The 26341-nt window shown below is 33.0% G+C and carries 20 protein-coding genes and 1 tRNA gene; 10 read left to right on the top strand and 11 right to left on the bottom strand.

The annotated features are described in order from the left end of the window. A complete protein-coding gene (rnr, locus tag HM984_RS12605) occupies positions 1-2244 on the bottom strand; it encodes a ribonuclease R (protein ID WP_179349409.1) in 2244 nt (747 codons plus the stop codon). A 931-nt stretch (positions 2245-3175) separates the two neighbouring features. Between rnr and rpiB the strand changes: the two genes are divergently transcribed. From rpiB to HM984_RS12590, 3 genes are read left to right on the top strand one after another with little or no spacing between them, the layout of a single operon-like run. After that, complete coding sequence (gene rpiB / locus HM984_RS12600) at positions 3176-3610, top strand: ribose 5-phosphate isomerase B (RefSeq protein ID WP_115811641.1); 435 nt, start codon at positions 3176-3178, stop codon at positions 3608-3610. A gap of 23 nt (positions 3611-3633) precedes the next feature. Beyond that, positions 3634-4545: a cation diffusion facilitator family transporter gene (locus HM984_RS12595; RefSeq protein ID WP_115811643.1), complete on the top strand. Its 912-nt coding sequence runs from the start codon at positions 3634-3636 to the stop codon at positions 4543-4545. Continuing rightward, the gene (locus tag HM984_RS12590; RefSeq protein ID WP_179349408.1) at positions 4545-4988 is read left to right on the top strand and encodes a GNAT family N-acetyltransferase; all 444 of its coding nucleotides are present in this window, start codon (positions 4545-4547) and stop codon (positions 4986-4988) included. The genes HM984_RS12595 and HM984_RS12590 overlap by 1 nt, the downstream gene beginning before the upstream one ends. Here HM984_RS12590 and HM984_RS12585 read toward each other — a convergent pair whose 3' ends face one another. The 6 genes from HM984_RS12585 to HM984_RS12560 form a co-directional block, all read right to left on the bottom strand. Next, on the bottom strand, positions 4989-5825 hold the full coding sequence (locus HM984_RS12585) for an OmpA family protein (protein WP_115811647.1): 837 nt from the start codon (positions 5823-5825) through the stop codon (positions 4989-4991). 65 nt (positions 5826-5890) lie between these two features. After that, positions 5891-7525, bottom strand: a complete 1635-nt coding sequence (locus HM984_RS12580) for a S41 family peptidase (protein ID WP_179349407.1) — start codon at positions 7523-7525, stop codon at positions 5891-5893. Positions 7526-7561: 36 nt separating this feature from the next. Next, a complete protein-coding gene (gene rnpA / locus HM984_RS12575; RefSeq protein ID WP_179349406.1) occupies positions 7562-7972 on the bottom strand; it encodes a ribonuclease P protein component in 411 nt (136 codons plus the stop codon). Positions 7973-8051: 79 nt separating this feature from the next. After that, on the bottom strand, positions 8052-9854 hold the full coding sequence (locus tag HM984_RS12570) for a M1 family metallopeptidase (RefSeq protein WP_179349405.1): 1803 nt from the start codon (positions 9852-9854) through the stop codon (positions 8052-8054). 102 nt (positions 9855-9956) lie between these two features. Continuing rightward, a complete protein-coding gene (locus HM984_RS12565; RefSeq protein WP_179349404.1) occupies positions 9957-11558 on the bottom strand; it encodes a S8 family peptidase in 1602 nt (533 codons plus the stop codon). 109 nt (positions 11559-11667) lie between these two features. Continuing rightward, positions 11668-12528 (bottom strand): MBL fold metallo-hydrolase, encoded by an 861-nt coding sequence (locus HM984_RS12560; RefSeq protein ID WP_115811657.1) that lies wholly within the window; start codon positions 12526-12528, stop codon positions 11668-11670. Between the two features lie 158 nt (positions 12529-12686). Here HM984_RS12560 and HM984_RS12555 point away from each other — a divergent pair, with 158 nt between their 5' ends. Together HM984_RS12555 and HM984_RS12550 are read left to right on the top strand one after the other, a co-directional pair. Further along, the gene (locus tag HM984_RS12555) at positions 12687-13046 is read left to right on the top strand and encodes a DUF202 domain-containing protein (protein WP_218845050.1); all 360 of its coding nucleotides are present in this window, start codon (positions 12687-12689) and stop codon (positions 13044-13046) included. Positions 13047-13130: 84 nt separating this feature from the next. After that, the gene (locus HM984_RS12550; RefSeq protein ID WP_115811659.1) at positions 13131-14978 is read left to right on the top strand and encodes a cation:proton antiporter; all 1848 of its coding nucleotides are present in this window, start codon (positions 13131-13133) and stop codon (positions 14976-14978) included. Positions 14979-15366: 388 nt separating this feature from the next. Here HM984_RS12550 and lepA read toward each other — a convergent pair whose 3' ends face one another. Further along, entirely contained in the window at positions 15367-17163 is a 1797-nt protein-coding gene (gene lepA / locus HM984_RS12545; protein WP_115811661.1) for a translation elongation factor 4, read from the bottom strand. 150 nt (positions 17164-17313) lie between these two features. Here lepA and HM984_RS12540 point away from each other — a divergent pair, with 150 nt between their 5' ends. Further along, complete coding sequence (locus HM984_RS12540; RefSeq protein WP_179349403.1) at positions 17314-19731, top strand: TonB-dependent receptor domain-containing protein; 2418 nt, start codon at positions 17314-17316, stop codon at positions 19729-19731. Between the two features lie 57 nt (positions 19732-19788). Here the strand turns inward: HM984_RS12540 and HM984_RS12535 are convergent, their stop codons facing one another. Then, positions 19789-20892 carry a TolB family protein gene (locus tag HM984_RS12535; RefSeq protein ID WP_179349402.1) on the bottom strand — a complete coding sequence of 368 codons (1104 nt, stop codon included), beginning with the start codon at positions 20890-20892 and terminating at the stop codon, positions 19789-19791. Positions 20893-21044: 152 nt separating this feature from the next. Here HM984_RS12535 and HM984_RS12530 point away from each other — a divergent pair, with 152 nt between their 5' ends. Together HM984_RS12530 and dusB are read left to right on the top strand one after the other, a co-directional pair. Next, the gene (locus tag HM984_RS12530; protein WP_179349401.1) at positions 21045-22289 is read left to right on the top strand and encodes a M28 family peptidase; all 1245 of its coding nucleotides are present in this window, start codon (positions 21045-21047) and stop codon (positions 22287-22289) included. Positions 22290-22398: 109 nt separating this feature from the next. Next, entirely contained in the window at positions 22399-23391 is a 993-nt protein-coding gene (gene dusB / locus HM984_RS12525; protein WP_179349400.1) for a tRNA dihydrouridine synthase DusB, read from the top strand. Positions 23392-23949: 558 nt separating this feature from the next. On the opposite strand, the gene HM984_RS12520 is transcribed toward dusB, so the two are convergent. Continuing rightward, positions 23950-25152 (bottom strand): ABC transporter permease, encoded by a 1203-nt coding sequence (locus HM984_RS12520; RefSeq protein ID WP_179349399.1) that lies wholly within the window; start codon positions 25150-25152, stop codon positions 23950-23952. After that, positions 25153-25551, bottom strand: a complete 399-nt coding sequence (gene rbfA, locus HM984_RS12515; RefSeq protein WP_092466046.1) for a 30S ribosome-binding factor RbfA — start codon at positions 25549-25551, stop codon at positions 25153-25155. It lies immediately after the preceding gene. Between the two features lie 138 nt (positions 25552-25689). Here rbfA and mce point away from each other — a divergent pair, with 138 nt between their 5' ends. Both mce and HM984_RS12505 read left to right on the top strand, forming a co-directional pair. After that, positions 25690-26094, top strand: a complete 405-nt coding sequence (mce, locus tag HM984_RS12510) for a methylmalonyl-CoA epimerase (RefSeq protein ID WP_092466047.1) — start codon at positions 25690-25692, stop codon at positions 26092-26094. A 90-nt stretch (positions 26095-26184) separates the two neighbouring features. Then, positions 26185-26258 (top strand) — tRNA-Ile (locus tag HM984_RS12505). Positions 26259-26341 lie beyond the last annotated feature (83 nt).

Genomic DNA, 26341 nt, shown 5'->3' with positions numbered 1-26341 from the left:
TTATGCTTCTGGTTTACCTATCATGTAAAAATCTAAATGCTTTTTAACTAAATCTGCATTTTTAACTTTTACAATAACCTCATCACCTAGCTGATACATGGTTCCGGTTTTTTGCCCAATCATAGCATATTGGTCTTGGTCAAACTGATAGTGATCATCTTTCATATCTCTAACACTTACCATACCTTCACATTTATTAGAAATAATTTCTATGTAAATTCCCCAATCTGTAACACCAGAAATAACTCCTAAGAATTCTTCGTCTTGATGATCTTGCATAAAACGAATCTGCATGTATTTAATAGAATCGCGCTCAGCTTTAGTAGCTAAGTATTCCATATTACTAGAATGCTTACATTTCTCTTCGTAAATCTCTTGATTAGCCGATTTTTCACCATCTAAATACTGTTGTAATAAACGGTGTGCCATAACATCTGGATAACGACGAATTGGCGATGTAAAATGACTATAGTAATCAAATGCTAATCCGTAGTGACCGATATTGTGTGTGGTATATTCGGCTTTAGACATGGTACGAATCGTTAACGTATCAACTAAATTTTGTTCCTTTTTACCAACTACATCTTTTAATAAATTATTTAAAGACGATGCAATACTGCCCTTATCTTTAAAATTTAACTTATGTCCAAAACGCCCCACAACCGTTTGTAATTGTGCTAGTTTAGATTCGTCTGGTTCATCGTGTACACGGTATACAAAAGTTTTCTCAGGTTTTTGTTTTCCAACATATTCTGATACTTTTCTGTTGGCTAATAACATGAATTCTTCAATCATTTTATTAGCATCCTTACTGGTCTTAAAGTGAATACCTATTGGATTTGCTTCTTCATCTAAGTTAAATTTAACTTCAACTTTATCAAAAGAAATGGCACCATCTCGCATACGTGCTGTACGCATTTTTCGAGCTAATTGGTTCATTTTAATAGTAGCCTGAGCGACCTCTACAGACGTTTGATATGCTGCACCGGTTAATGAAACTTCAACCGGAATTGTAGTATCTATTTTATCAGGGTTCTTTAAAACGTCAACTTCGTTAATAGTTGCATTATTTTCAATGATTGCTTGTGCTTCCTCGTAGGCAAAACGGGCATCAGAATAGGTTACCGTTCTACCGAACCATTCGTTTTTAATTTCACATTTATCATTCATATGAAACACTGCAGAAAAGGTATATTTCTCTTCGTGTGGACGCAATGAACAGGCTCCGTTAGATAATATTTCTGGCAACATTGGCACTACACGATCTACTAAATAAATAGACGTAGCACGCTCGTAAGCTTCATCATCTAAAATTGTTCCTGGTTGTAAGTAATGCGAAACATCTGCAATATGAATTCCGATCTCATATAAGCCATTATCTAATACTTTAAAGGATAAGGCATCATCAAAATCTTTAGCGTCCTTAGGATCTATGGTAAAGGTTAAATCTTTACGCATATCTCTACGTTTCGCTATTTCTTCGGCTGTAATTGAGGTATCAATTTTATTAGCGAAGGCTTCAACGTCTTCTGGAAATTCTAACGGTAGGCCGTATTCTGCTAAAATAGCATGGATTTCTGTACTGTGTTCTCCAGGTTTCCCTAAAACTTCAATCACTTTTCCGTTAGGTGAATCTGATTTTTCTGGCCAATCTTCTAAAGAGACCAGTACTTTATCACCATCTTCTGCCTTATTAATTTTGTTAATAGGCACAAAAATATCGGTGTACATTTTGTTGCTATCTGCTACAACAAAGGCAAATCCTTTTTTATCATGAATTTGAATGGTACCAACATATTCCGTTTTTGCACGTTTTATAATAGTGGTGATTTCTCCTTCTTGTTTGCCTCTATGTTTTCGTTTGTAAGCGTAGAATTCTACTTCATCACCATTTAAGGCTTTGTTAATATTGTTTGAAGCAACAAAGATATCGTCTTCAAAATCATCTGAAATGATATAACCATTTCCTTTAGCTGCTAAATCTAAAATACCAGTATGATATTCGTTGTTAACAACTGCTTTAAATTTACCACGATCTACTTCTTCAATCTCTTCTTTTGCTTTGAGTTGTTGAAGTTTTTTTATAATCTGATTGCGACTACTGGCATCATTAACGCCTAATTTTGCTGCAATTTGTTTATAGTTGAATGTTGCGTTTCTGTCTTTTTTTAAAATACTAAGAATTGTATTTGTAAGGTTGGAAATCTTATTATTTGAAGGTTTCCTGTGTTTCTTTTTTGTCATTTATAATTGTAATCTATTTATTGTATTTGTTATTCTATGTAAGCTTACAAATCCTTTAGATTTTGCAATAAGTCTAAGAATAACAACTTATTTAAAACTTAACTTTAGCGAAGAGAGGTTATTAAGTTTGGTACAAAGTTACGTTTTAATTTTTTAATGGTGTTTCTTTAAGGTTAAATTAATAGTAATAACGTATTAATACCTGTGATACTTCAACTAAAAGTATAAGGTTTGAGTAGTACTATTTAACAATGCGACTCAACATACCTATTCCCTATTCTATTTAAGAGAAACATATTCTATCTTATTATTTCAACTTAACTATACTTTAAAAGAGAAATTCATAAATCTTATTTTTTTTAAAATTTACAGTTATGAACATATATATACATATAATCAGTTTTCTTTTAAAATTTAAAAAAATAAATGGTGGTTATTATAGTATGTTAATAGTGGCTATAACTTTTTGAAGATTTATTTTGAATAGTCGTAGTTTACATTTTACAACATTTTAGTTAACATTAAGTTTACGTCTAAAGGCTTCATTTTTAAGCTAAATTAAAAAGCTATTAACAACTGTTAATAACGAATGTTAATAGAATTAACTAACATGTATTTCTAAAAATACTGTTCATTTCACATCTTTTTAGTTTGATAACTTATTTTAAAAAAAGTGCTAACTAATTAGGTTATGAAGTTCTAATTTTGGTTTGGAAAAATAACTGAATAATCCTAATTTTTGTTTTCAATAGTTGTGAACAGATATTAACAATTAGACTTCATTTTATTTAGAGTTATCAACAGTGTTAATAAGCTATATCTAAAATCTCATTTTCAAACTTAAAACTAATGAATAAGTAAGCCCTTATAAGTTATGCTTAATTGTAAGCAATTATTAACTTTGATGTCTAATAAGTAAAGACAATTTATTATGACTATCTCAATAGGAAACGATCACGCAGGCCCAGATTACAAATTTGCCATTATAAAACATTTGGAGAGTAAAGGCTATACTATTACTAATTATGGAACAGACAGTTTAGATAGTGTTGATTATCCAGATTTTGTACATCCAGTTGCTAAAGATGTAGAGACTAAAAAAGTAGATTTTGGTATTCTTATTTGTGGAAGCGCAAACGGAGTGGCTATGACGGCTAATAAGTATCAGCATGTAAGAGCTGGTGTGTGTTGGACGAATGAAATCACAGAATTAACACGTTTACATAATAATGCTAACATTATATGTATCCCAGCACGTTTTACGTCTATACCACAAGCTATAAAAATGGTAGATACGTTTTTAGAGACTAAATTTGAAGGTGGTCGTCATCAAAACCGTGTGGATAAGATTCCGGCGTCATGTTAATATCAATTCTAAATTGATATCAAATGAATCTCCATCAAAACCATTCTCACAGTCCTAAAGATTTAAGAGGTCAAAAGCTATTAATATCAATAGTATTAAATATTGTTATTACAGTAGCTCAGGTTATTGGTGGACTCGTTTCAGGTAGTTTATCATTACTAAGTGATGCTTTACATAATTTTAGCGATGTTATATCTTTAATTGTGAGTTATGTGGCTTCGCGTTTATCAAAGCAGAAAGCCTCTATTAATAGAACTTTTGGTTATAAACGTGCCGAAATTTTAGCAGCTTTTGTTAATGCTAGTACGTTAATAATAGTCGCTATTATCTTAATTTTTGAAGCTGTAAAACGTTTTAATAATCCTCAAGAAATAGAATCTAACTTAGTTATTTGGTTAGCTATTGTAGCCATTATAGGAAATGGTTTGAGTGTTTTATTATTAAGAAAAGATTCTAAAAATAATATCAATATGCGTTCGGCGTATTTGCATTTATTTACAGATATGTTGGCTAGTGTGGCGGTACTAATTGGTGGATTATTGATGAAATACTATCAATTGTTTTGGGTAGATAGTTTATTAACTTTATTAATTGCTTTGTATTTAATTTGGGTGGGTTACGCTCTATTAAAAACATCTACAGGTATGTTAATGCTGTTTACACCAGATACTATTAATATTAAAGATGTTGTAAGAACTGTTAATAAGCTACCTAAAGTTAGTAAACTACATCATGTTCATATATGGAATTTAAGTGACGATGAATTGCATTTAGAAGCGCATTTAGACTTAACAGAAGATATTTCTACAACAGATTTTAATGCATTGCTTTTAGATATTGAAACGGTCTTACATGACGAATTTAATATCAACCATGTCACTATTCAACCAGAGTTTAATAAAGAAGATCCTAAAGAGGTCATAGTACAAGATTAATGCTAGATATCATAACAAAAAAATTCGAAGACTTAACGACGCAAGAACTTTATAATGCACTTCAATTACGAAGTGAAGTGTTTGTCGTTGAACAAGATTGCGTGTACCAAGATATCGATGGAAAGGACCAAAAAGCACTTCATATTTTAGGTTATGACAATAATGTCTTAGTGGCTTACACACGTGTTTTTAAACCAGGCTATTATTTTGAAGAAGCTAGTATTGGTAGAGTTGTTGTGCAACAAAAAGCACGAAAATTTAAATATGGTTACGCTATTATGAAGGCTTCTATAGAGGCTATTAAAACGCATTATAACGAAACTACTATTAGGATTTCCGCACAGATGTATTTAAAAAACTTCTATAATAATTTAGAATTCAAAGAAGTAGGAGAAGAGTACCTAGAAGATGGTATTCCGCATATAAATATGATTAAATCTTAATTACTTCTTTTCGTAAATACGCGTCACTAAAATTTCGACACGTCTATCTAATTGAGGTTCGCCTCCAAGAGGTTGTTTTCTTCGCATACCGGCAAATTTCATACGGTAATGCTTAACACCTTTATCTACTAAGTAATCATAGATATATTTTGCTCTAGCCACAGATAGATTTCGTTTTTTAGTCTTACGATCAATGGCATCTCTTTCACCTTGTGTACAGCATACATGGCCTTCTATAGTGAAATAAACATTGGTACGATCTACTAAAATTTCTGCAATTCTATCGAGTACAACTTTAGATTCTTTGGTTAAATAGCTATAACCGGTTCTAAATAATAAATTGTCGAGTAAAATTTTATCGCCTTCTTTTAAATCACCTTTTAATAAATCTTCAGTTTTATCTACTACGGGCTTTTCTTCTTTAGGTTTTGGTGGAAAAACAGGAGTTACAACGATTTCAACTTTACGGTTTAAACCACGTATTTTGTTAAGGTCATTTTCTTTAATAATATTGACTAATATTTTACCTTTTCCATCAACATTAGTCATTTTTGACTCGTCAAATTCATTATTAGAAAACACTTCTTTTATAGCATCTGCACGATTTTGAGATAATACAAGATTGTAATTATCACTACCTCTATCATCGGTAAAACCATATATAGTTACTTTTTCTATATCGACATCTTCAATTTTAGATAAAAATAATAATAATCTGCTGTGTTCTGTTTCAGGAATATCGTGTTGATCAGTTTCAAAATAGACTTCGTGCTTCAATTCTTTTTGAGAAAAGGAGAGCTGAAAACATAGGCATAAAAAGATAATTAGGGGTTTCATGTTTTTATAATAGTTTTCTCAATTATAGAAAAAATTTAAGAGGTTAAATATAAATAATTTATGTGCTATCTCAAAATACTTGCGTACTGAGACGGATTATTAAGAATACTTAAACCTTTTTTTATTTCTGAATTATTAGCAGTGTAATACGTATATAAACCTTCACTGTAAAAGTAACGTTTAATTATTTCGTCTGTAAGTAGCGCTTTTAATTGCGTTTTATTGGCGTCAATAGCATTGGATTTATACGCTTGTAAAGCCTGGGTTAAATCGTTGTATTCTGCATTAATAACCGCTTTTAGTTCTTCTTCCTCAGCGATTCTTATGGCATCATGTAAGGCAACTTCAGTCTTAGTTTCAAAATTAAAACCGCTTGCTTTTATGTAGTTTTTAAATTTTTTAAAGTCCGAATCAGACAGTGAAAAGCTTTTTAAATCTTCTATTTTATTATCGTAATAAAACTCAGTGGCGAAGTTGAAAACCAAATTTTCATTAGATATAGCTTTGGTAATTGTTGTATGCTTAGAAAACTCAACCTCCATATCTGGTTCTACACCACCTCCATCAAATACATCGCGTCCATTTCTAGTTTTAAATGCATTATAATTTTCTTGTTGTGTTCTCGTGGCTTTACCATTTTCATCACGATTCCAATAATCTAAGGCCTGAATACAACGTCCAGATGGTGTATAATACCTGGATATTGTAATCTTCATTTGTGTACCATAAGTCAATGGTTTTGGTCTTTGTACTAAACCTTTTCCAAAGCTACGTGTACCAACAACTACAGCTCTATCCATATCTTGTAAAGCACCAGAAACTATTTCGCTTGCCGAAGCACTTTTACCATCAATTAATACAACTAATGGAATTTCAGTATCAACAGCGTCGCGTTGTGTATAATAGGTTTTATTGTATTTTTTGACTTTAGATTTAGTGGTTACCACTAACTGATCTTTAGGTACAAAAATATTAGTGACGTTAACCGCTTCATGTAATAAACCACCAGGATTTCCTCTTAAATCTAATATTAATTGCGTAGCTCCTTGATTTTTTAAGGCTTTAATTGCGCTAATAGTTTCAGAAGAGGCTTTATCATTAAACTTTCTTAGCACCACATAACCTGTTTTTTCATCGACCATAGAGTAGTGCGGAACTGCTTTAATTTCTAGCGATTCTCTAATAATTTTTACGGTATTGGTTTTACCTTGACGTTTATAAGTAACAGAAACTTCTGTACCTGCTGCTCCTTGTAATAAGTTGGCAGCGTCATCTTTAAAATCGGCAACGGTAACTTTATCTACTTTAATAATTTCATCACCTGCTTTTAAACCAGCTTTATCTGCTGCATAATTTTGGTAAGGTTCAACAATAACCAATTTATCTTTTAATGTTAATACCTTAGCTCCAATACCTGTGTAATCGCCTGCATTGTTAATTCTAGAGGCTTCTACGTCCTGTTCGTTATAAAATTGGGTGTAAGGATCTAAATCGTCTAACATGCTTTTAATAGCCGTATCCATTAAGTCTCCAGGATTGGTATCATCCACATAATTCATGTTGATTTCTTTAAATAGCGTGGTGAATATTTCTATTTGCTTCGCGATTTCAAAAAAATCATTTTTAAAAGCTGTAGTACCAAAAAATATAAGCACAGCCAATACGGGAAATAATACGTTTTTATGTAGAAGATTTTTCATGTGTCAATTAAAGGATAAATTTTAAACAAACGCATTTCATTTGTCAGAAGTATTAGCATCTGTTGGTTCTATGAATGGCTCAGTTTTTACTAAAAATTTTTTAAACAATGATTTTATACTTTGATCTAGTTTATCAAAAGTTGTTCCATCTTTACTAAGGTATAAAATCATAAACGCATAAGATACAGAACTATTGTTAAAGTATAGGGGTTTATTAAGTCTGTAAGCTTCACGAAGCAACCGTTTAATTTGATTTCTAGAAACAGCTGTTTTATGCAATCGTTTACTGACAGAAACACCTGTTTTTAGTTGTGAGCCATCTTCAAACTCAGTTTTAAGATACACTAATCTTAGAGGGTAAGCGGTTACGGCTTTGCCTTCAGTAAAAAGTTGCTCTATGAGTTTTTTACTTTTGAGTTTATCTTTTTTTGAATAGTTGAAGTTCACTTTCTAATTAATCTAGTTTAACAAAAATAGAAAACCGCATCAACATGATGCGGTTTTAAAACATTTATATTACAAGTGTTTATTTAATTGTAAACACATTGTTAGTTCTATCAACATCTGCCATCATCTGAGAATTATCAATCTCTACTGATTTTACAGCTTTTTTAGCATCGAATGAATAGGTTGGTATTGCCCAAGCCCAATCATTAATAGTAGTTGCTGAGGTTGGTTTTTCTCCACGCATCATTTGTAGCGGAATATAAAAATTCTCTGTACTACCATCCGTATAAGTTACTGAAATATCTAAAGGCATTGGCATTAAACCAATACGTTCTAAGGTGATGGATTTGCCTTCAACTGAAGCAATACCATAATCAATAGTATTAGTAGTTTGTGCAAAATCTATAAAATACCAATCGAGTTCAAAATCGGTGATACGTTCTGCAGTTCTAATAATATCGAATGGTTTTGGGTGTTTAAATTTAAAATCTTGGTAATATTTTTTGATGGTTTTATCTAAATTATCATCTCCAATGACATACCCTAATTGCGCTAAAAACACAGCACCTTTACTGTAAGCAGCAGCACCATAAACTCCATTTGAAGCATAACGGTCAGAGTGCGTAGTCAACGGTTGCTCTACACCAGAATTTGCTAAAGCTAAATAGCCTCTATAAGATCCAGAAAGCGGATTCGATTTTTTATTTTCACTCAGAGAATTCATCGCTAAGTTAGAAATATAACTTGTAAAGCCTTCATCCATCCATTCGTGTTTAGATTCATTAGAAGCTAGTATAAATTGAAACCATTTATGTGCTAACTCGTGTGCTGTAACACCTAGTAAGCTGCCATAGCTTCGCTCACCAGTAATTAATGTAGACATAGCATATTCCATACCACCATCTCCACCTTGAATTACTGAATATTGATCATATGGATAGTCTCCAATATGTTCACTAAAGAACTCCATAAGTTTAGCAGTTTCCGCTGGTAATTTCTTCCAATTGTCTAAATACTTTTGATCTAATGTTTTCTTGTAATAGAAGTGAAGTAATGGGCCATTTGGCATTTGCAACGTATCGTGAATATAATCCGGATCCGCAGCCCAAGTAAAGTCATGTACTTTAGGGGCTTTAAAGTGATGGGTTTTCTTTCCAGATTTTAAAGTTGGTTCTCCTTGAAGATAGCCTGTTCCGCCAACAATATAGTCTTTATCGATAGATAATTTTACATCAAAATCTCCCCAAACACCATGAAATTCTCTTCCTATGTAAGGATCTGCGTGCCAACCTTCATCATCATATTCGGCTAATTTTGGATACCATTGAGACATCGATAAAGCTACACCTTCAGAGCTATTTCTACCAGAACGACGAACTTGAATAGGCACTTGAGCATCAAAATCCATATTAAAAGTGACTTTTTCTCCTGGTTGAATCGGTTTATTCAGCGTTACTTCTAAGACCGTACCAACAGTTTCATAAGAAATTGAAGTTCCATTTTGTTGTAATGAATTAACTTTAATGTAACCAATTTCATTCGGCTGAAGTTTACTAATACGATCACCGACACGTCGATCTGGATCATTAATAGTACGAGAGCGCACATCCATTTCACTACCTGGTTGAAAGGCATTAAAATAGAGGTGATAATACACCCGATTAAGTACATCTGGTGAATTGTTGGTATAAACCAATTTTTGTGTTCCTTTATACTGATAGTTATTGACATCCATATCAATTTCCATCGTATAATCTACGTGTTGTTGCCAATAGCCAAATGTGGATGCGTTAACTGAATTAGTGCTTTGAAGCGCTTTTTCGGTAGAACCGCAAGAGACTAAAATTAGAAGTGAAAAAAGACTGAGAAAGGAATGTTTCATAACATATGTTTTTAATGAATATAAAGACTTTATAAGAAATTGGGTTATTTAGATGTACTGACTAAATAACCCAATTATTTTAATGCAATCCAAAAAGGATTATTATAATTTTGAAGCCATAATTAACGCGTTGTAAGCATTAACAATTCTACCAGATGTAGATAAATCTGAAAATGACTTAACGTTAGAAGCATCACCACCAACAACAACTTTTGTTGTTAAAGGTAATCCTGATTCTACAATAACTTGCTTCACTTGTGCAGCACTTAATTTAGGGTAGTAAGAACGTACTAAAGCAACTACACCAGCAACAGCAGGTGATGCCATAGATGTACCACTTATGCTTTTATAATCATTATCTGGAAATGTTGAATAGATAGCAGATCCTGGAGCAAATACATCCACATTCTTTTTTCCGTAATTAGAAAAACCAGAGACAATTTTAGAACCATATTTTGAGGTTAATGAACCCACTCTAATGTATGTGTTTGAGATTTCAACAAAATCAACATTATCATCTGGGAAATTAGCACCTTCATCCACATTTTTACTGTCGTTACCAGCAGCATGTACAAATACAACATCATTATCAGACGCATATTTAATAGCATCTCTTACCCATACTGGATGTGGAGAAAACGATTTCCCAAAACTTCCGTTTATTACTTTTGCACCATTATCTACTGCATAACGAATAGCTAATGCGACATCTTTATCATATTCATCTCCATTAGGAACAGTTCTAATTGACATAATTTCTACGTTATTAGCAACACCATTTGCTCCTTTTCCATTGTTACGCTCTGCAGCAATAATACCAGCAACATGCGTTCCGTGAGATTCTGATTTTTTAACAGGCTTAACGTTTCCATTTCCATAACCTATATCAGATAAATCATTGATATCATCGCCAGTAGTACGACCCGAAAAGTCAACATTAAAATGATAATTTAAACGTTCATTAAAACTTTCTAATTGCTCAGTAATTTCTGCATTAGCGTCTTTAAAAGTACCACCGTTTGCATTTATATTTTGTGCAATTTGAATAGCTTGGCCTAAAGCTTCATCTTCTGTTTTAATAGCATTAACCTCTTCTATGGTATAGTCGCTTTTACCTAAGTGTGCTGTTAATTTTTCATCAGCATTTTTTAAGACACTTAAAATTTGCTCATATCTGGTTTTAGCACCAAGATACGTTTCATATTCCTCTTTTTGTAAAGCTACAGCTTCATCATAACGGGGATTAGAAGTATCTCCGCTTGCTATTAAACGAACATATTCTAACTGCTCATCATAACCATCTCCTAAGAAATTCCATCCATGTACATCATCAATGTAGCCATTCTTATCATCATCTATTCCATTGTTTGGTATTTCATCTTCGTTAGTCCAAAGTACATTTCTTAAATCTTCGTGATCAATGTCAATACCAGAATCGATGACGGCAACGATAACCTTAGTTCCTTTTTTATTTTTAATAATTTCAGTGTAAGCTTTATCAACACTCATTCCAGGAATGGTATCATTGACAAGGTCTAGGTGTCCCCAATTTTTAGCTTCAACATCTGTTAATTCTGTAACTTTTAAAGGTGAAGAATCTATGTTTTCGATTGGTGTAGAAAGAATTTCTCCAGTGCTACCACATCCTAAAAATAGTGTTCCTGCAAATCCTAAATAGGCTATTATTCTGTAATTAAATTTCATGTGTCTATGTTTATTGTTTTTTAAAGGTCACATGGTACATTCATATAATCATTCTCTTGGCGATCAAAAGTGAAATATGAATGTTTCATGTGTATTATTTATTGTTGTTTTATTTAAATAGTTCGTTTGTTGTGAATGTTTCGTTAAGTCGGACTCCCTTCTCAGTGTGTTTAACCGTAATAATTTCGTTATGTGCATCGTGTTCTAAAAATAAATAGAAGTTGTTGTCTGCAGCCATATTCAAAAACAACTCTTTTTCATCGAGAGTTAATAAAGGTCTGGTATCATAACCCATTACAAAAGGCAACGGTAAATGACCAACAGTTGGTAATAAATCTGCCATAAAGCAAATGGTTTTTCCTTTATACTGTATCATAGGAATCATTTGCTTATCGGTATGTCCGTTAGCAAAGAATATGTCGAACCCTAACTCAGAATTCTTTAAAATAGGATTGTTAGGAACTGAAGTGAATTTTAATTGTCCACTGTCTTGCATTGGCAAAATGTTTTCTTTTAAAAACGAAGCGACTTCACGTCTGTTAGGTTCTGTTGCCCATTTCCAATGATCGGCATTACTCCAAAAGTGTGCATTTTTAAAGGCAGGTTCATAACCTGTTCGGTCTTTATTCCATTGAATACTTCCTCCACAATGATCAAAATGAAGATGCGTCATAAACACATCCGTAATATCATCGCGATGAAATCCGTGAGCGGCTAATGATTTATCTATGCTATCATCTCCATAAAGAAAATAGTACCCGTAGAATTTATCGCTTTGTTTATTACCCATTCCTGTATCAATTAAGGTAAGGCGATTACCATCTTCAATTAATAGACAACGCGCTGCAATATCTATCATATTGCTGTTATCCGCAGGATTGGTACGCTGCCATAAGGATTTTGGCACAACACCAAACATGGCTCCTCCATCGAGCTTAAAATTTCCGGACTGAATAGGATATAATTGCATTTGCAAATTTTTTTATAAAGTCATGCAAATTACTAAAAGCTTTAAAACTAATTGTTGTTAGTCTATATAAATTAGAGGATATTTAACAATTAAGAGCTGTATAATCTTATATCTATTCTAAAAAATAATTACTTTTAGATGTATAAAATGAATTAACAATGAAACGCATATCAAAATCACCACTAAAAATTAAGAAAATTAAACTCTTACGATTTGGTCGCGATTTTAAACCAGACCAACAAGTTATTCTTAGAGATTACTTAGCAATAGAGCGTACCCGATTAGCTAACGAGCGCACGCTTTTATCTTACATTCGTTCGTCGTTATATTTGCTGTTAGGAGCTATTGCTTTATTCCAACTTAAAGACTTTGCTAATTTTCAATACTTAGCATTTACGGCAATTGTCTTTAGTGTGATCTTTTTTATCATTGGGGTTTATAGATTTACCTTATTAAAGAAGAGTTTAAAACGGGTATATTATAAATCTGAAGAAAAAGAAGAGGATAACAAGGGATAACTTTAACTAAGAATCCCTTTTATAACTTCAAAGGAAGCTTTCTATAAAAATAGAATTTAGTATTTTCACGCAAAAAGAACATAGATGTTAGAACTAGCCGGAATTATTATTCTTGGAATATTAGCACAATGGGTCGCTTGGAAATTTAAAATACCAGCAATCTTACCCTTAATTTTAATCGGACTTTTAGTAGGGCCAATTGCAGCAGAATTTTTAAGTGAAGATGGTACCAAATGGATAGAGCCGATTTGGAATGGCACAAAAGGCTTATTTCCTGGAGATAGCTTATATTACTTTGTATCACTAGCCATAAGTATTATTTTATTTGAAGGAGGTCTAACCTTAAAACGATCCGAAATTAAAAATGTAGGCCCAGTAATTACGAAACTAATTACCGTTGGTTCTGCCATTACGTTCTTTGGTGCTGGTATTGTAGCACGCTATACGTTTAACTTAAGTTGGGATTTATCGTTTCTATTTGCAGGACTTATCATTGTTACAGGACCAACTGTAATAACGCCTATTTTAAGAAACATTCCACTTAAAAAAGATGTCTCAACCGTTTTAAAATGGGAAGGTATTCTTATTGATCCTATAGGCGCTTTAGTTGCCGTTTTGGTATTTGAATTTATAAGTGTTGGAGGTGACAGTGGTTTTACTAAAACAGCTTTAATGGAATTTGGTAAAATTGTATTATTTGGTACCACATTTGGTTTCACGTTTGCCCACGCTTTAGCTTTTGCGATTAATAAAAAGTTGATTCCTCATTACTTATTAAATGTCGTATCGCTCTCAACCGTATTATTAGTGTTTGTTGAATCTGAATTATTTGCACACGAATCTGGTTTATTAGCAGTTGTGGTTATGGGCATGGTATTAGGAAACAGTAAACTAGACAACATCAAAGAACTACTATACTTTAAAGAATCGTTGAGTGTCTTATTAATTTCAATTTTATTCATTCTTTTAGCGGCAAATATTGATATTGAAGATTTACTTCTACTTTACACATGGGATACTGCTATACTTTTTGCTATTGTTGTATTTGTCATAAGACCATTAGCTGTATTTGTAAGTACTCAAGGCTCCAAACTAAATCTTAACGAAAAGCTATTTATAAGCTGGGTTGGACCGCGTGGTATTGTTGCAGCTGGTATTGCGTCTCTTTTTGGAAGTAAATTAATGCGACAAGGAGTAGAAGGAGCAGAATACATTACACCTTTGGTGTTTATGATTGTATTAGGAACCGTTTTATTAAACGCCACCACGGCGCGTTTATTTGCAAGACTAGTTGGTGTGTTTTTAACAAAATCTAATGGAATTTTAATTATTGGAGCTTCAAAATTACCACGATTATTAGGGCATTACTTAGTAAATAACGGAAGACATGTCGTTTTAATAGACAGCAATCAAAATAATATAGATAAGGCACACGAATTAGGTTTAGAAGCTTTAAATTCTAATATATATGCTGATACACTTTCAGATAATATTGAATTAAACGATGTGGGTTATATTATGGCAATGACAGGAAACTCAGATATCAATGCTTATGTAATTGAAAAATTCAGCAAAGAATTTGGAGAAAATGGTTCGTATCGATTAGTGACTTCAGATGAAATGAACTTCCCAGAAAAAAGCCCAGTAGAAGGTTTATTCTCTCCGACAGATGACTATATTAATTTAATGGAGGTAACGCGAAAATATCCTGCAATACAAGAAATAGACATAGATGATGCAGCGCATTACGAAAGTCTAATAGAAATGGCGAGTAAGGATAAGTATACTATTCCTCTTTTTATAAAAGATGAAGAAGGTGAACTCCATATTATTTCAGTACATCAGACGAAAATAGAAGCCATAGGAAAAGGTTTTAAATTGGTATATTTAGGTAAACCTTTTGATGTGGAAAAAGTGGCTAATGAAGAGTAACTATTTTTAAAATAGACGCTACTTTACTATTGTAAATAAAGCAGTAATTATAAAACTAAAAAGATTCCTACGTAAATAGGAATCTTTTTAGTTTTATAATATAAGTTTAAAATGAAGCTTAATCATTTAACTTTAAAACAGCCATAAATGTTTCTTGAGGTATTTCTACATTACCGACTTGTCTCATAAATTCCTGCGAAGGCAGGAATCTCCATCAGGCGAACCTTAGATTATGGTATAAAATTCTTAAAAGCTATTGTTTTAAATGAACTATGGAATTAAATCTTATACAATATAGAGGCCTAAATACGATAAAATAAAAATGTTTTTTTGCCTTAACTCAGCACCGTTTTCAAAAGTTTAAGATTCCTTTTTTCAAAGGAATTGGTTAGTCATTTAACTTCAAAACAGCCATAAACGCTTCCTGAGGGATCTCTACGTTACCGACTTGTCTCATACGTTTTTTACCTTTTTTCTGCTTTTCTAATAACTTACGTTTACGAGAAATATCTCCACCATAACATTTTGCTGTTACATCCTTACGAAGTGCTTTCACTGTTTCTCTAGAAATAATTTTAGCACCAATAGCAGCTTGAATAGGAATATCAAATTGTTGTCTCGGAATTAATTCACGCAACTTCTCACACATCTTTTTACCAATGTTTTGTGCATTATCTGCATGGATTAAAGCTGAAAGTGCATCTACAGGCTGTGCATTTAATAACACATCTAATCGTACTAATTTAGAGACTCTCATTCCTATTGGATGATAATCGAAAGAGGCATAACCTTTAGAAACTGTTTTTAAACGATCGTAAAAATCGAAAACAATTTCGGCTAATGGCATTTCAAAAATTAACTCTACACGTTCTGTTGTTAGATACGTTTGGTTGATAATCATCCCACGTTTTTCAATACACAGGCTCATTACGTTACCTACAAAATCAGATTTTGTAATAATAGTGGCTTTAATAAAAGGCTCTTCAACACGATTTACAGTGGTAGGCTCTGGTAAGTCACTTGGATTATTAACAATAAAAGCCTCATCAGGATTTTTGTTTGTGTACGCATGATAAGACACGTTAGGTACGGTAGTAATCACGGTCATATCAAACTCACGCTCTAAACGTTCTTGTATGATTTCCATATGTAACATACCTAAAAATCCACAACGGAATCCAAAACCTAAAGCAGCAGAACTTTCTGGCATAAACACTAAAGACGCGTCGTTTAGTTGCAACTTTTCCATAGAATTACGTAGTTCTTCGTAATCTTCTGTATCCACAGGATAAATACCAGCAAATACCATTGGTTTTACATCTTCAAAACCGGCAACAATATTGGTTGTAGGCTTAGCAAAATCTGTAATGGTATCACCAACTTTTACTTCTTTGGCAGTTTTAATTCCTGTAATTAAATACCCAACATCACCAGCTTTTACACTTTGTTTGGCAACTTGAGTTAATTTTAACGTTCCAACTTCATCAGCGAAATACTCTTTTCCTGTTGCGACGAATTTTATTTTTTGTCCTTTTTTAATTTCACCATCGAAAACTCTAAAATAGGTTTCAATACCTCTAAATGTATTATAAACAGAATCGAAAATCAAAGCTTGTAAAGGCGCATTTACATCACCTTTTGGAGCCGGAATACGCTCAATAATGGCTTTTAAAATATTCTCAACACCAAATCCTGTTTTTCCACTAGCATGAATGACATCTTCAGGATCACAACCTAAAAGATCAACAATATCGTCCGTAACTTCTTCTGGATTTGCACTTGGCAAATCTACTTTGTTTAACACAGGAATAATCTCTAAATCATTCTCTAATGCTAAGTATAAATTAGAAATCGTTTGTGCCTGAATACTCTGTGCGGCATCAACAATTAATAAGGCTCCTTCACAAGCAGCAATAGATCGTGATACTTCATAAGAAAAATCTACGTGACCAGGGGTATCGATAAGATTAAGTACATATTTTTCGCCTTCATACATATAATCCATTTGAATAGCGTGGGACTTAATAGTAATACCACGCTCACGTTCCAAGTCCATACTATCTAAAAGTTGGGCTTGCTGTTCGCGAGCAGTTACAGAACCTGTAGCGTCTAATAAACGGTCTGCTAAAGTGCTTTTTCCGTGGTCAATATGTGCAATAATGCAAAAATTACGAATATTTTTCATGTCTCTTTTCTAAGGCAATAAGTAATTGGCAAATATAATCGATTTCTTGTGCATTAACGTATCAAATTCAACAATAAAAAGAGTGCTAATTACGGTAAAACCACAGTAGTAAGTAAAAAACAATTTATATCTTGCAGTCAAACCTATTTTATGATTATCCGTTTACGCCTTTTTTTTTGTGTAGGCATTTGTATGCTTTCTACTGTGGTATTTGCTCAAGATTATTCTATTACCGGTCGTATTGTCGACGCTAATAGTAGTCCAATTGAATTTGCAAATGTTGTTATTTTAACAGAAGTTGATGGTGATTATCTAAAAGGTACTTCAACTGACGATAATGGATTTTTTAGTTTAATTAATTTATCAGAAACAACATTTTACCTCAAAATAAGCTATTTGGGTTTTGAAGAGTTTCAACAAAAAATCGTCCTAACAGGAGATTTAGATTTAAAAACCATTCAACTAAACGATATTCCCGAAAATTTAAATGAAGTCACTGTTATAGCCAAAAAACCAACTATAACACGTAAGCCAGATCGCTTAATTTTTAATGTAGAGAATACAGCATTAATAGAAGGTTCTACACTTAGTGTCTTAAAAAATACACCGGGCATTATAGTTTCAGAAGGCACTATTAATATTAAAAGTACACCAGCAATCGTTTATATTAATAATAGACGCGTACAATTAACTTCCGATGAACTCATTGCGCTATTGGAAAGTGCACCAGCAAATAGTATTAAATCCGTTGAGGTCATTACAAATCCGCCTGCAAGCTATGATGCAGATTCTGGTGCTGTGATTAATATTATAATGAGTAGAAATATAGTAACAGGTTATAGAGGTAGTGTGTTTACAAATTATACACAAGGTGTTTTTCCGAGGTATAACGGAGGAACGAGTCATTATTTTAAGAACAATAAAATCAACCTAAATCTTAATTACAGTTACACTAAGAATAAAATTAATAGAGACCAAGATGATACAGTCAATTTTTTAGACTCCGCAAATGACATAGAGGAAATCTGGAAATCTAATATCAATAGAAATACCTGGTCCGAAACACATAATCTTAATCTTAATTTTGATTATTATATTGATGATAAAAATACGTTGAGTTTAACAAGCACAGGTTTATACACTCCTTATTATAAGTATCAAATAAAAAATAACACGACTATTACGGATGAAAATTTAGTTTTTCAAGAGCGGTTTACAGCAGATAATTTATCTAGAGATAACAAGTACAATATTGGTACCGATTTAATTTTTAGACGCGATTTTGAAAATAGCGCCAACTTAACATTTAATGCACATTATACCATTTACGATTATAGTCGCGACCAAAATGTATTCACTAATAATTATGACGAGAATAATCTATTTAGTGGAGACTCTGAGTTTAATTCAATTTCTAATCAGAAAACAAATATTATAACAGGTAAAATTGATTACAGTTTACCAATTAATGAGACTTCTAGTTTTGGTACCGGAGTAAAATATTCTAATGTCAATACTGATAGTGACATTACAAAATTAGATGTTGTTGGCAACTCAGAAGTCTTAGACGTTAATAATACAGATGCGTTTAAATATGATGAAAAGGTCTTTGCTGCGTATTCTAACTATGCTAAATCTTGGGACAAATGGGAATTAAATCTTGGTCTTAGAGTTGAACAAAGTAATATTGAAGGAGAATCGTTATCCTTAATAGAAACAAATACTCAAAATTATTTTGGCTGGTTTCCTAATGCCAGTTTATCGCATCAGCTTTTAAAAGAGGCGAACTTATATGCAACATATAAACGCAGTATAACAAGGCCGAGTTATACGGACTTAAATCCATTTACATTTTTCTTAAACGAGAACACCGTTGTGTTGGGTAATCCTAATTTAGTGCCGACGTATAGAGATCATTATAAAATAGGAAGTAATTTTTTAGAGCACTTTACTGTGGAAGCGTATTATATGAATTATGATGGTGATATTGTAGAATTACCTCGCCAAAATAATCAAACCAATGAAGTCGCTTTTACACCAATAAATTTGGATAAAAAAGTAGAATATGGATTCGATTTTGTTTTTGATTATTATCCAACCAGTACCTGGAATCTCTATGTTGTATCCTCCTTTTATAATATTTCCGAAGAATCTAATTTTGGGGAAGGCTTTGTAACACAAGATCAATGGTCTAATTATAGTATTTTACACAATAGTTTTTCCTTTTTAAAAGATCAAAGTTTAAGTGCGAGTCTGACATTCACATGGATTGGTAAAAATTTACAACAATTTCAAACCGTTGAAGACCGATTGGTCTCAGAGTTGAGTCTATCAAAAACTGTTTTTAAGAAAAAAGGAGTTATTTCTCTAGCTGTTGAAGATTTCTTTAATCTACAAAACTATGAAACGTCAACACGTTATTTAAACCAGTCTAGCTCTGGTTTTGTAAATTTAGATAGTAGATATATAAAATTAGGCTTCCGTTATAAATTTGGTAATACAAAGCTTAATACTAATGAACGTACTACAAGTGCTGAAGAACGCGAAAGGCTTAAAGATTTAAACTAATCTTGCCATTCTGCAATAAACAAGTTCGTATCTCAATTTGTATATTTCAGAATATCGCTAATCGCGCCATTCTGCAATAAACAAGTTCGTATCACGTCCACCTCCGTTATTTCGATTAGAAGAAAAGACTAAATACTTACCGTCATTAGAAAACACAGGAAACGCATCAAAGGTTTCACTATGTGTAACACGTTTTAAATTCTTTCCATCAATATCAATTAAGTATAAGTTGAAAGGAAATCCACGTTCAGATTCAAAATTAGAAGAGAACAGCACTTTCTCACCAGAAGGATGAAAAAACGGACTCCAATTCGCATTACCTAAATCAGTTAACTGACGTAAATCAGAACCATCAGCATTACAGATATACAATTCCATATCTGTTGGTTCAACTAAACCTTCAGCTAATAAATCTTTATAATTTTTAATTTCTTCTTCAGTTTTAGGACGCGAAGAACGGAAGATTAGTTTCGTACCATCTGGTGAAAAGAACGCTCCACCATCATAACCTAATTCATTTGTTATTTGCTTTACATCGCTACCATCAATATTCATGGTATATAATTCTAAATCACCACTTCGTGTAGAGGTAAACACAATCTTATCTCCCATTGGAGAAACTGTTGGTTCTGCATCGTAACCCACTTCGTTAGTTAATTGGCTTACAATATTACCTTCTAAATCGGCTACAAAAATATCGTAGGTATCATAGATTGGCCAAATGTATTTTCCGTTTTTTCTAAGTGGAGTTTCAGGGCAGGCTTCATCACCAAGATGTGTAGAAGCATAAATAATATGCTTATTATCTGGCATAAAATACGAACAAGTTGTTCTACCTTTTCCTGTGCTTACCATAGGAGGCGCAATACTATCTGTAAACGTTTGGTTAGCATCCATTATGAACATTTGGTCACACTCAACTCCCCATTTTGTGTTATTAGATTGAAACACTAATTGCTTATCATCAAAACTCCAATACGCTTCCGCATTATCGCCACCATAAGTGACTTGTCTTAAAGACTTAAAATGTACTTCTTCAGGATAGATTAAAGAATCGTATTTTTTAGTCGCACCAGAAGTCGCTTCAGTGGTGGTGTTAGTATCGTTTTTACAAGACGAAAATGTAACGAGTAGAATTAAAATTGAGACGATTCTGTTCATAATTAAAGAATTATAATAAGTGGCTTTTATTACCTAATTTTGTGCAAAAGTAAGATTTATAGATGAAATAAGCCACGATATATCGCTGATATATGATTCAGTGGTAGTTGGCAAAACAAGTTTCTCAAATAAATCAAAAAATAGAATTCGAAATGAAAAGAGCACTAATTTTATTAGCATTAGCGGGATTTGTATCTTGTAAGAACGAACCTAAAGTTGCTGAAAATAATATTAAAGACGATGTTGCATATTTAGCTGATGATAAACTAGAAGGTCGCCAAACCGGAACACAAGGAGAAGTGTTAGCTTCAGAATATCTTATAGAGCGTTTTAAAGCTATTGGAGTACAACCAAAAGGAACGGAAGGGTATTTACAATCCTTTTCTTTTAAGCCTAAAACAGACCCGCATAGCGAAGTAGAATTTACGACGAATGCAGACAGCACCATTACAGGACACAATGTTATTGGCTTTATAGATAACAATGCTAAAACTACCATTGTTATTGGTGCACATTACGACCATTTAGGGTATGGTGGAGAAGGGTCTTTATTTCGTGGTGAAGAAAAAGCCATACATAATGGAGCAGATGATAATGCAAGTGGGGTTGCGGTAATGTTGAATTTGGCTAGTCGATTAAAAGTAAAAAATGACCAGGCTGAAATTAAAGACACAAATAATTATTTATTCATGGCGTTTTCAGGGGAAGAAATGGGCTTATTAGGCTCTAATTATTTTTCTAAAAACCCAACTATTGATGCCGAATCTATTAACTATATGATTAATATGGATATGGTTGGTAGAATGAAAGCCGATAGCACTTTGGCTGTTTACGGCACAGGAACGTCTCCGATGTTTAAGCAAACTTTGAAGTCTAACAATGATAAATTCAAAATTGTAGAAAATGAAAGTGGAGTAGGACCTAGCGATCACACGTCTTTTTATTTAATAGACATTCCGGTGTTACATTTCTTTACAGGTCAGCATGAAGATTATCACAAACCAGGTGATGATTCTGATAAATTGAATTATGACGGTATGAATTTAATTTCAGATTACATCTTCGATATTATTACTGATTTAGATGATAATGGAGAATTAGCGTTTCGTAAAACAAAGAATGAAAGCGAAGAAACACCACGTTTTAAAGTCGGACTAGGAGTTGTACCAGATTATTTATACGATGGAAAAGGCATGCGAATTGATGGTACGCGAGAAGACACTCCTGCATACGCTGCAGGTTTACAAAAAGGCGATGTGGTTCTTAAATTAGGAGACAGCACCATAACAGATATGATGAGTTATATGCGTGCTTTATCTGTTTTTGATAATGGAGATGAAGCTGGTATTACAGTAAAGCGTGGAGAGGAAACAATAGATACTAAGGTTCAGTTTTAAAAATAAAGCTAAGAACATCATAATTAATATATAGAATAGACCTTGCAAGTTTTAAAACTTGTGAGGTCTTTTGATAAAAAGCATTAATTTTGCATCAAAATATATACTCTTGGTTAAAATAGGCGACATAGAATTACCAGACTTTCCATTGCTTTTAGCACCTATGGAAGATGTAAGCGATCCTCCATTCCGTGCATTGTGCAAGGAGCAAGGAGCAGATGTGGTTTATACAGAGTTTGTGTCTAGTGAAGGTTTAATTCGTAATGCAGCAAAAAGCGTTATGAAACTAGATATCTACGAAAAAGAACGGCCAGTTGGTATCCAGATTTTTGGTGCCAATATGGAAAGCATGTTGCAAACTATTGATATCGTCGAAAAATCGAATCCAGATATTATTGATATTAATTTTGGTTGTCCGGTTAAAAAAGTAGTCTCAAAAGGTGCAGGAGCAGGTATTTTAAAGGATATCTGTTTAATGGAGCAATTGACTGCCGAAATGGTAAAGCGTACTAATTTACCAGTCACTGTGAAAACCAGACTTGGTTGGGATCACGATTCTATTAAAATTGTTGAGGTTGCAGAACGTTTACAAGATGTAGGTTGTAGGGCGATATCTATTCATGGAAGAACCAGAGCACAAATGTATAAAGGCGATGCTGATTGGAAACCGATAGCAGAGGTTAAGAATAATCCACGTATGCATATTCCTGTGTTTGGAAATGGAGACATCGATACACCTGAAAAAGCGATGTTAATGCGCGATTCTTACGGATTAGATGGAGCTATGATTGGTAGAGCATCTATAGGAAATCCATGGTTTTTTAAACAAGTAAAGCACTTTTTTGAAACAGGTGAACATTTAGGACCTATTTCATTAGCAGAACGTGTGGATGCTGCCAGACGTCATCTTCAAATGGCCATAGACTGGAAAGGGGAAACCTTAGGTGTTTTTGAAACCCGAAGACATTATACGAACTATTTTAGAGGCATTCCACATTTTAAAGAATACCGTATGAAAATGGTGACTAGCGATGATTCTAAAGATGTATTTGAAGCTTTTGATGAGGTATTGGATGTGTTTTCTGATTATCAGTTTGTGTAAGAGTTAGAAGCTGGAAGCGTTATGGTTATAGATTCTCGCTCAGTCGCAAAGACGCAAAGCAGGATGAATTTGTTAGTCTAAATTAGTGATAGGATAGTATTTCTTTTTCTCTGTGCAATCTCCGCGTAACTCTGCGTAATAATTTTCTCGCGAAGTCGCAAAGGCGCAAATCATGATGAATCTATCAATGTTAATTATTGAAAGTGTCATACTTATCTTTCTCTGTGAACCTCTGTGCAATCTCCGTGTAACTCTGTGTAAAAATTTTCTCGCGAAGTCGCAAAGGCGCAAATCCTGATGAGTTTTTCAGTGTTAATTATTGAAAGTGTCATACTTATTTTTCTCTGTGAATCTCTGTGCAATCTCCGTATAACTCTGCGTAATGATTTTTAACGTTAAGTCGCAAAGGCGCAAAGCATGATGAATTTTTCAGTTTTAATTATTGAAAGTGTCTTACTTATTTTTCTCTGTGCAATCTCCGCGTAACTCTGTTTAATAATTGTTAAGTCGCAACGGCGCAAATTTGGATGAATAGGTAAGTGTAAACCCTAAACTAATTTAGCTATTAATCAAGCTAGGAGTAATTCGCTGAGAGGCAATTTTAGAAGCCACAATTCCTAGTCCAAAAATGGTTATTAAAACAATAAGGACGTTAAAAAAGTTAATACGAACAGGATATGCTAAATCTGGAGTTAGCATTACAAACTCAAAAGATTGTTGTGTAAATACAATGAGTAATCCAAGAGTAACTCCAATAAGTCCACTCACTACCGTCATTAAACTACCCTGTAAAAAGAAAATAGATTTGATAGTTTTGGTTTCCGTTCCTAAGTAATATAAGGTATTGAGTGATTTCTTCTTGTCTAGAATCATCATTATAATGGCACCAATAACATTAAATAATGCAATGATAATGACTAAAGTAAAGATGAGGTAGATGGCAAGGTTTTCGGTATTCAACATTTTGAATAACGCATCATTTAATTCGGCCCTGTTTTTTATATTGAATTTATCTCCGAAGGCAGTTTTAATTTGAGACCTAATAAGATCTTCATTAGCATCAGGATTCAATTTAATCTCAATAGCACTGCGCTGGTTCTCTTTATAACTAAGTAATTGCTTAGCTAGTTCAATATCCGAAAAAACATAATTATTATTGTACTGCTCGTTGATATCAAATAGACCAACATTATTCACATATACTGAATTATAATACCCTTGAATAGAAGTGGCTTGACCTTTTCCAACCTTGGGAACATAAAAGGATAGTGGCTTTAAATAATCGAGAACACCGAAAGACAGATTATTAGAAATTCCCCAACCAGAAGCAACTTCATTACTATTAGGAGTAATCCAATTTCCTTTGGTGATCATTGAGTCAATACTCGTAACATCTTGGTAGTTTTTATCTACGCCTTTTAAGGTGGCGATAAGATTTTTATTATCAGATTTAATAAAAATGCGTTCTTCAATAATTTCGGAAGAGGCTGCAATACCTTCAATTTTTAAAAGGGATGTATGATCATTTTCTGACCATTGAAACGATTTACCTTCAGAAGGTAATAATTTCAAATCAGGATCTACAAAAGTGGAAAAATTAAGGCTATAATCCTTTAACCCCGCAAACACAGACAACACAATAAAAAGTGCTGCTGAAGCAATAATAACTCCACCAGAAGCTATTAAGGTCATAATATTTATAGCATTATTACTGCTTTTAGAAAACAGATAACGTTTTGCTATATATAAAGGGAAATTCACTTAAGATTTTTTACGCTTGCCTAATAAGTCTGGATTCTCTAATGGATTGTCTTCTCCTTTTAAAGAACGCTCAATACCATCAATATATTCTAAGGAGTCATCGATAAAAAATTCTAATTGTGGCATACGTCTAAGTTGATGACGTGTACGTTGTGCTAACTCGTGTCTAATCAAAGGTTTGTTAGATTTAATACCTTCGAGTAAAGGTTTTGCTTCTTTATTAGGGAAAATACTTAAGTAAACCTTTGCCACAGAGAGATCTGTAGTTACATTTACTTTGCTTACTGAGATAATAACACCTCGCAAACCACCATCGGTAGCTGCTTTTTGTAATACCTCTGCTAAATCTTGTTGGAGAATACCTCCTATTTTTTTTTGTCTTTGTGTAAATTCTTCCATGATGATTATTATAACTAATCATCTGCAAAAGTAGAGGTTATTTAAGGATTATCTTATTTTTGAGTGTAGAAAATGATTATTACTAATGATAATTTTAAGAATTAAATAAAGAGGTACCTGCTTTTGCAGGCATAAAGGATGAAAAAAATAGAACATATAGGAATTGCTGTTAAGGACATTGAAAAATCGAATTCACTTTTTAAAGCCTTATTTGGCGAAGATCATTATAAGATTGAAGATGTTGAAAGTGAAGGAGTAAAAACCTCATTTTTTAAATGTGGTCCTAATAAAATTGAATTGCTTCAGGCTACTAATGAAGACAGTCCAATCGCAAAATTCATTGAGAAAAAAGGAGAAGGCATGCACCATATTGCTTTTGCGGTTGATGACATTGAACAAGAAATAGAGCGTTTAACAAAAGAAGGCTTTACGATGATTCATAAAAAACCAAAGCAGGGCGCCGATAACAAATTGATTGCTTTTTTGCACCCAAAATCAACAAATGGAGTTTTAATTGAGCTTTGTCAAGACATAAAGGACTAAAACGATTTATTTTTCTTGTAGAGTTTTAAAATATGTAGTAATATTGCACACTCTTTTAAATAAGAGTAAAAATTAGCAGCAATGTTAATGGGTCCCATAGCTCAGTTGGTTAGAGCACCTGACTCATAATCAGGTGGTCCTTGGTTCGAGCCCAAGTGGGACCACAACAAAAAAGAGGTCGTCTAAAAACAATTTAGGCGACCTTTTAATTTTTAATCATGTTGGTTTTATTGTTAAGATACTTGAT

Origin of the sequence: Winogradskyella pacifica, from assembly GCF_013403915.1 — a bacterium.
Classification (GTDB): Bacteria; Bacteroidota; Bacteroidia; order Flavobacteriales; family Flavobacteriaceae; genus Winogradskyella; species Winogradskyella pacifica.
The sequence above is the reverse complement of the archived record's forward strand: the minus strand, read 5'-3'. Positions and strand labels throughout refer to the sequence as shown.

What these genes read in the sequence shown, in the direction of transcription:
- rnr (WP_179349409.1), bottom strand. Translation starts at nt 2,244, where the DNA reads ATGACAAAAAAGAAACACAGGAAACCTTCAAATAATAAGATTTCCAAC.
- rpiB (WP_115811641.1), top strand. Translation starts at nt 3,176, where the DNA reads ATGACTATCTCAATAGGAAACGATCACGCAGGCCCAGATTACAAATTT.
- HM984_RS12595 (WP_115811643.1), top strand. Translation starts at nt 3,634, where the DNA reads ATGAATCTCCATCAAAACCATTCTCACAGTCCTAAAGATTTAAGAGGT.
- HM984_RS12590 (WP_179349408.1), top strand. Translation starts at nt 4,545, where the DNA reads ATGCTAGATATCATAACAAAAAAATTCGAAGACTTAACGACGCAAGAA.
- HM984_RS12585 (WP_115811647.1), bottom strand. Translation starts at nt 5,825, where the DNA reads ATGAAACCCCTAATTATCTTTTTATGCCTATGTTTTCAGCTCTCCTTT.
- HM984_RS12580 (WP_179349407.1), bottom strand. Translation starts at nt 7,525, where the DNA reads ATGAAAAATCTTCTACATAAAAACGTATTATTTCCCGTATTGGCTGTG.
- HM984_RS12570 (WP_179349405.1), bottom strand. Translation starts at nt 9,854, where the DNA reads ATGAAACATTCCTTTCTCAGTCTTTTTTCACTTCTAATTTTAGTCTCT.
- HM984_RS12565 (WP_179349404.1), bottom strand. Translation starts at nt 11,558, where the DNA reads ATGAAATTTAATTACAGAATAATAGCCTATTTAGGATTTGCAGGAACA.
- HM984_RS12560 (WP_115811657.1), bottom strand. Translation starts at nt 12,528, where the DNA reads ATGCAATTATATCCTATTCAGTCCGGAAATTTTAAGCTCGATGGAGGA.
- HM984_RS12555 (WP_218845050.1), top strand. Translation starts at nt 12,687, where the DNA reads ATGAAACGCATATCAAAATCACCACTAAAAATTAAGAAAATTAAACTC.
- HM984_RS12550 (WP_115811659.1), top strand. Translation starts at nt 13,131, where the DNA reads ATGTTAGAACTAGCCGGAATTATTATTCTTGGAATATTAGCACAATGG.
- lepA (WP_115811661.1), bottom strand. Translation starts at nt 17,163, where the DNA reads ATGAAAAATATTCGTAATTTTTGCATTATTGCACATATTGACCACGGA.
- HM984_RS12540 (WP_179349403.1), top strand. Translation starts at nt 17,314, where the DNA reads ATGATTATCCGTTTACGCCTTTTTTTTTGTGTAGGCATTTGTATGCTT.
- HM984_RS12535 (WP_179349402.1), bottom strand. Translation starts at nt 20,892, where the DNA reads ATGAACAGAATCGTCTCAATTTTAATTCTACTCGTTACATTTTCGTCT.
- HM984_RS12530 (WP_179349401.1), top strand. Translation starts at nt 21,045, where the DNA reads ATGAAAAGAGCACTAATTTTATTAGCATTAGCGGGATTTGTATCTTGT.
- rbfA (WP_092466046.1), bottom strand. Translation starts at nt 25,551, where the DNA reads ATGGAAGAATTTACACAAAGACAAAAAAAAATAGGAGGTATTCTCCAA.
- mce (WP_092466047.1), top strand. Translation starts at nt 25,690, where the DNA reads ATGAAAAAAATAGAACATATAGGAATTGCTGTTAAGGACATTGAAAAA.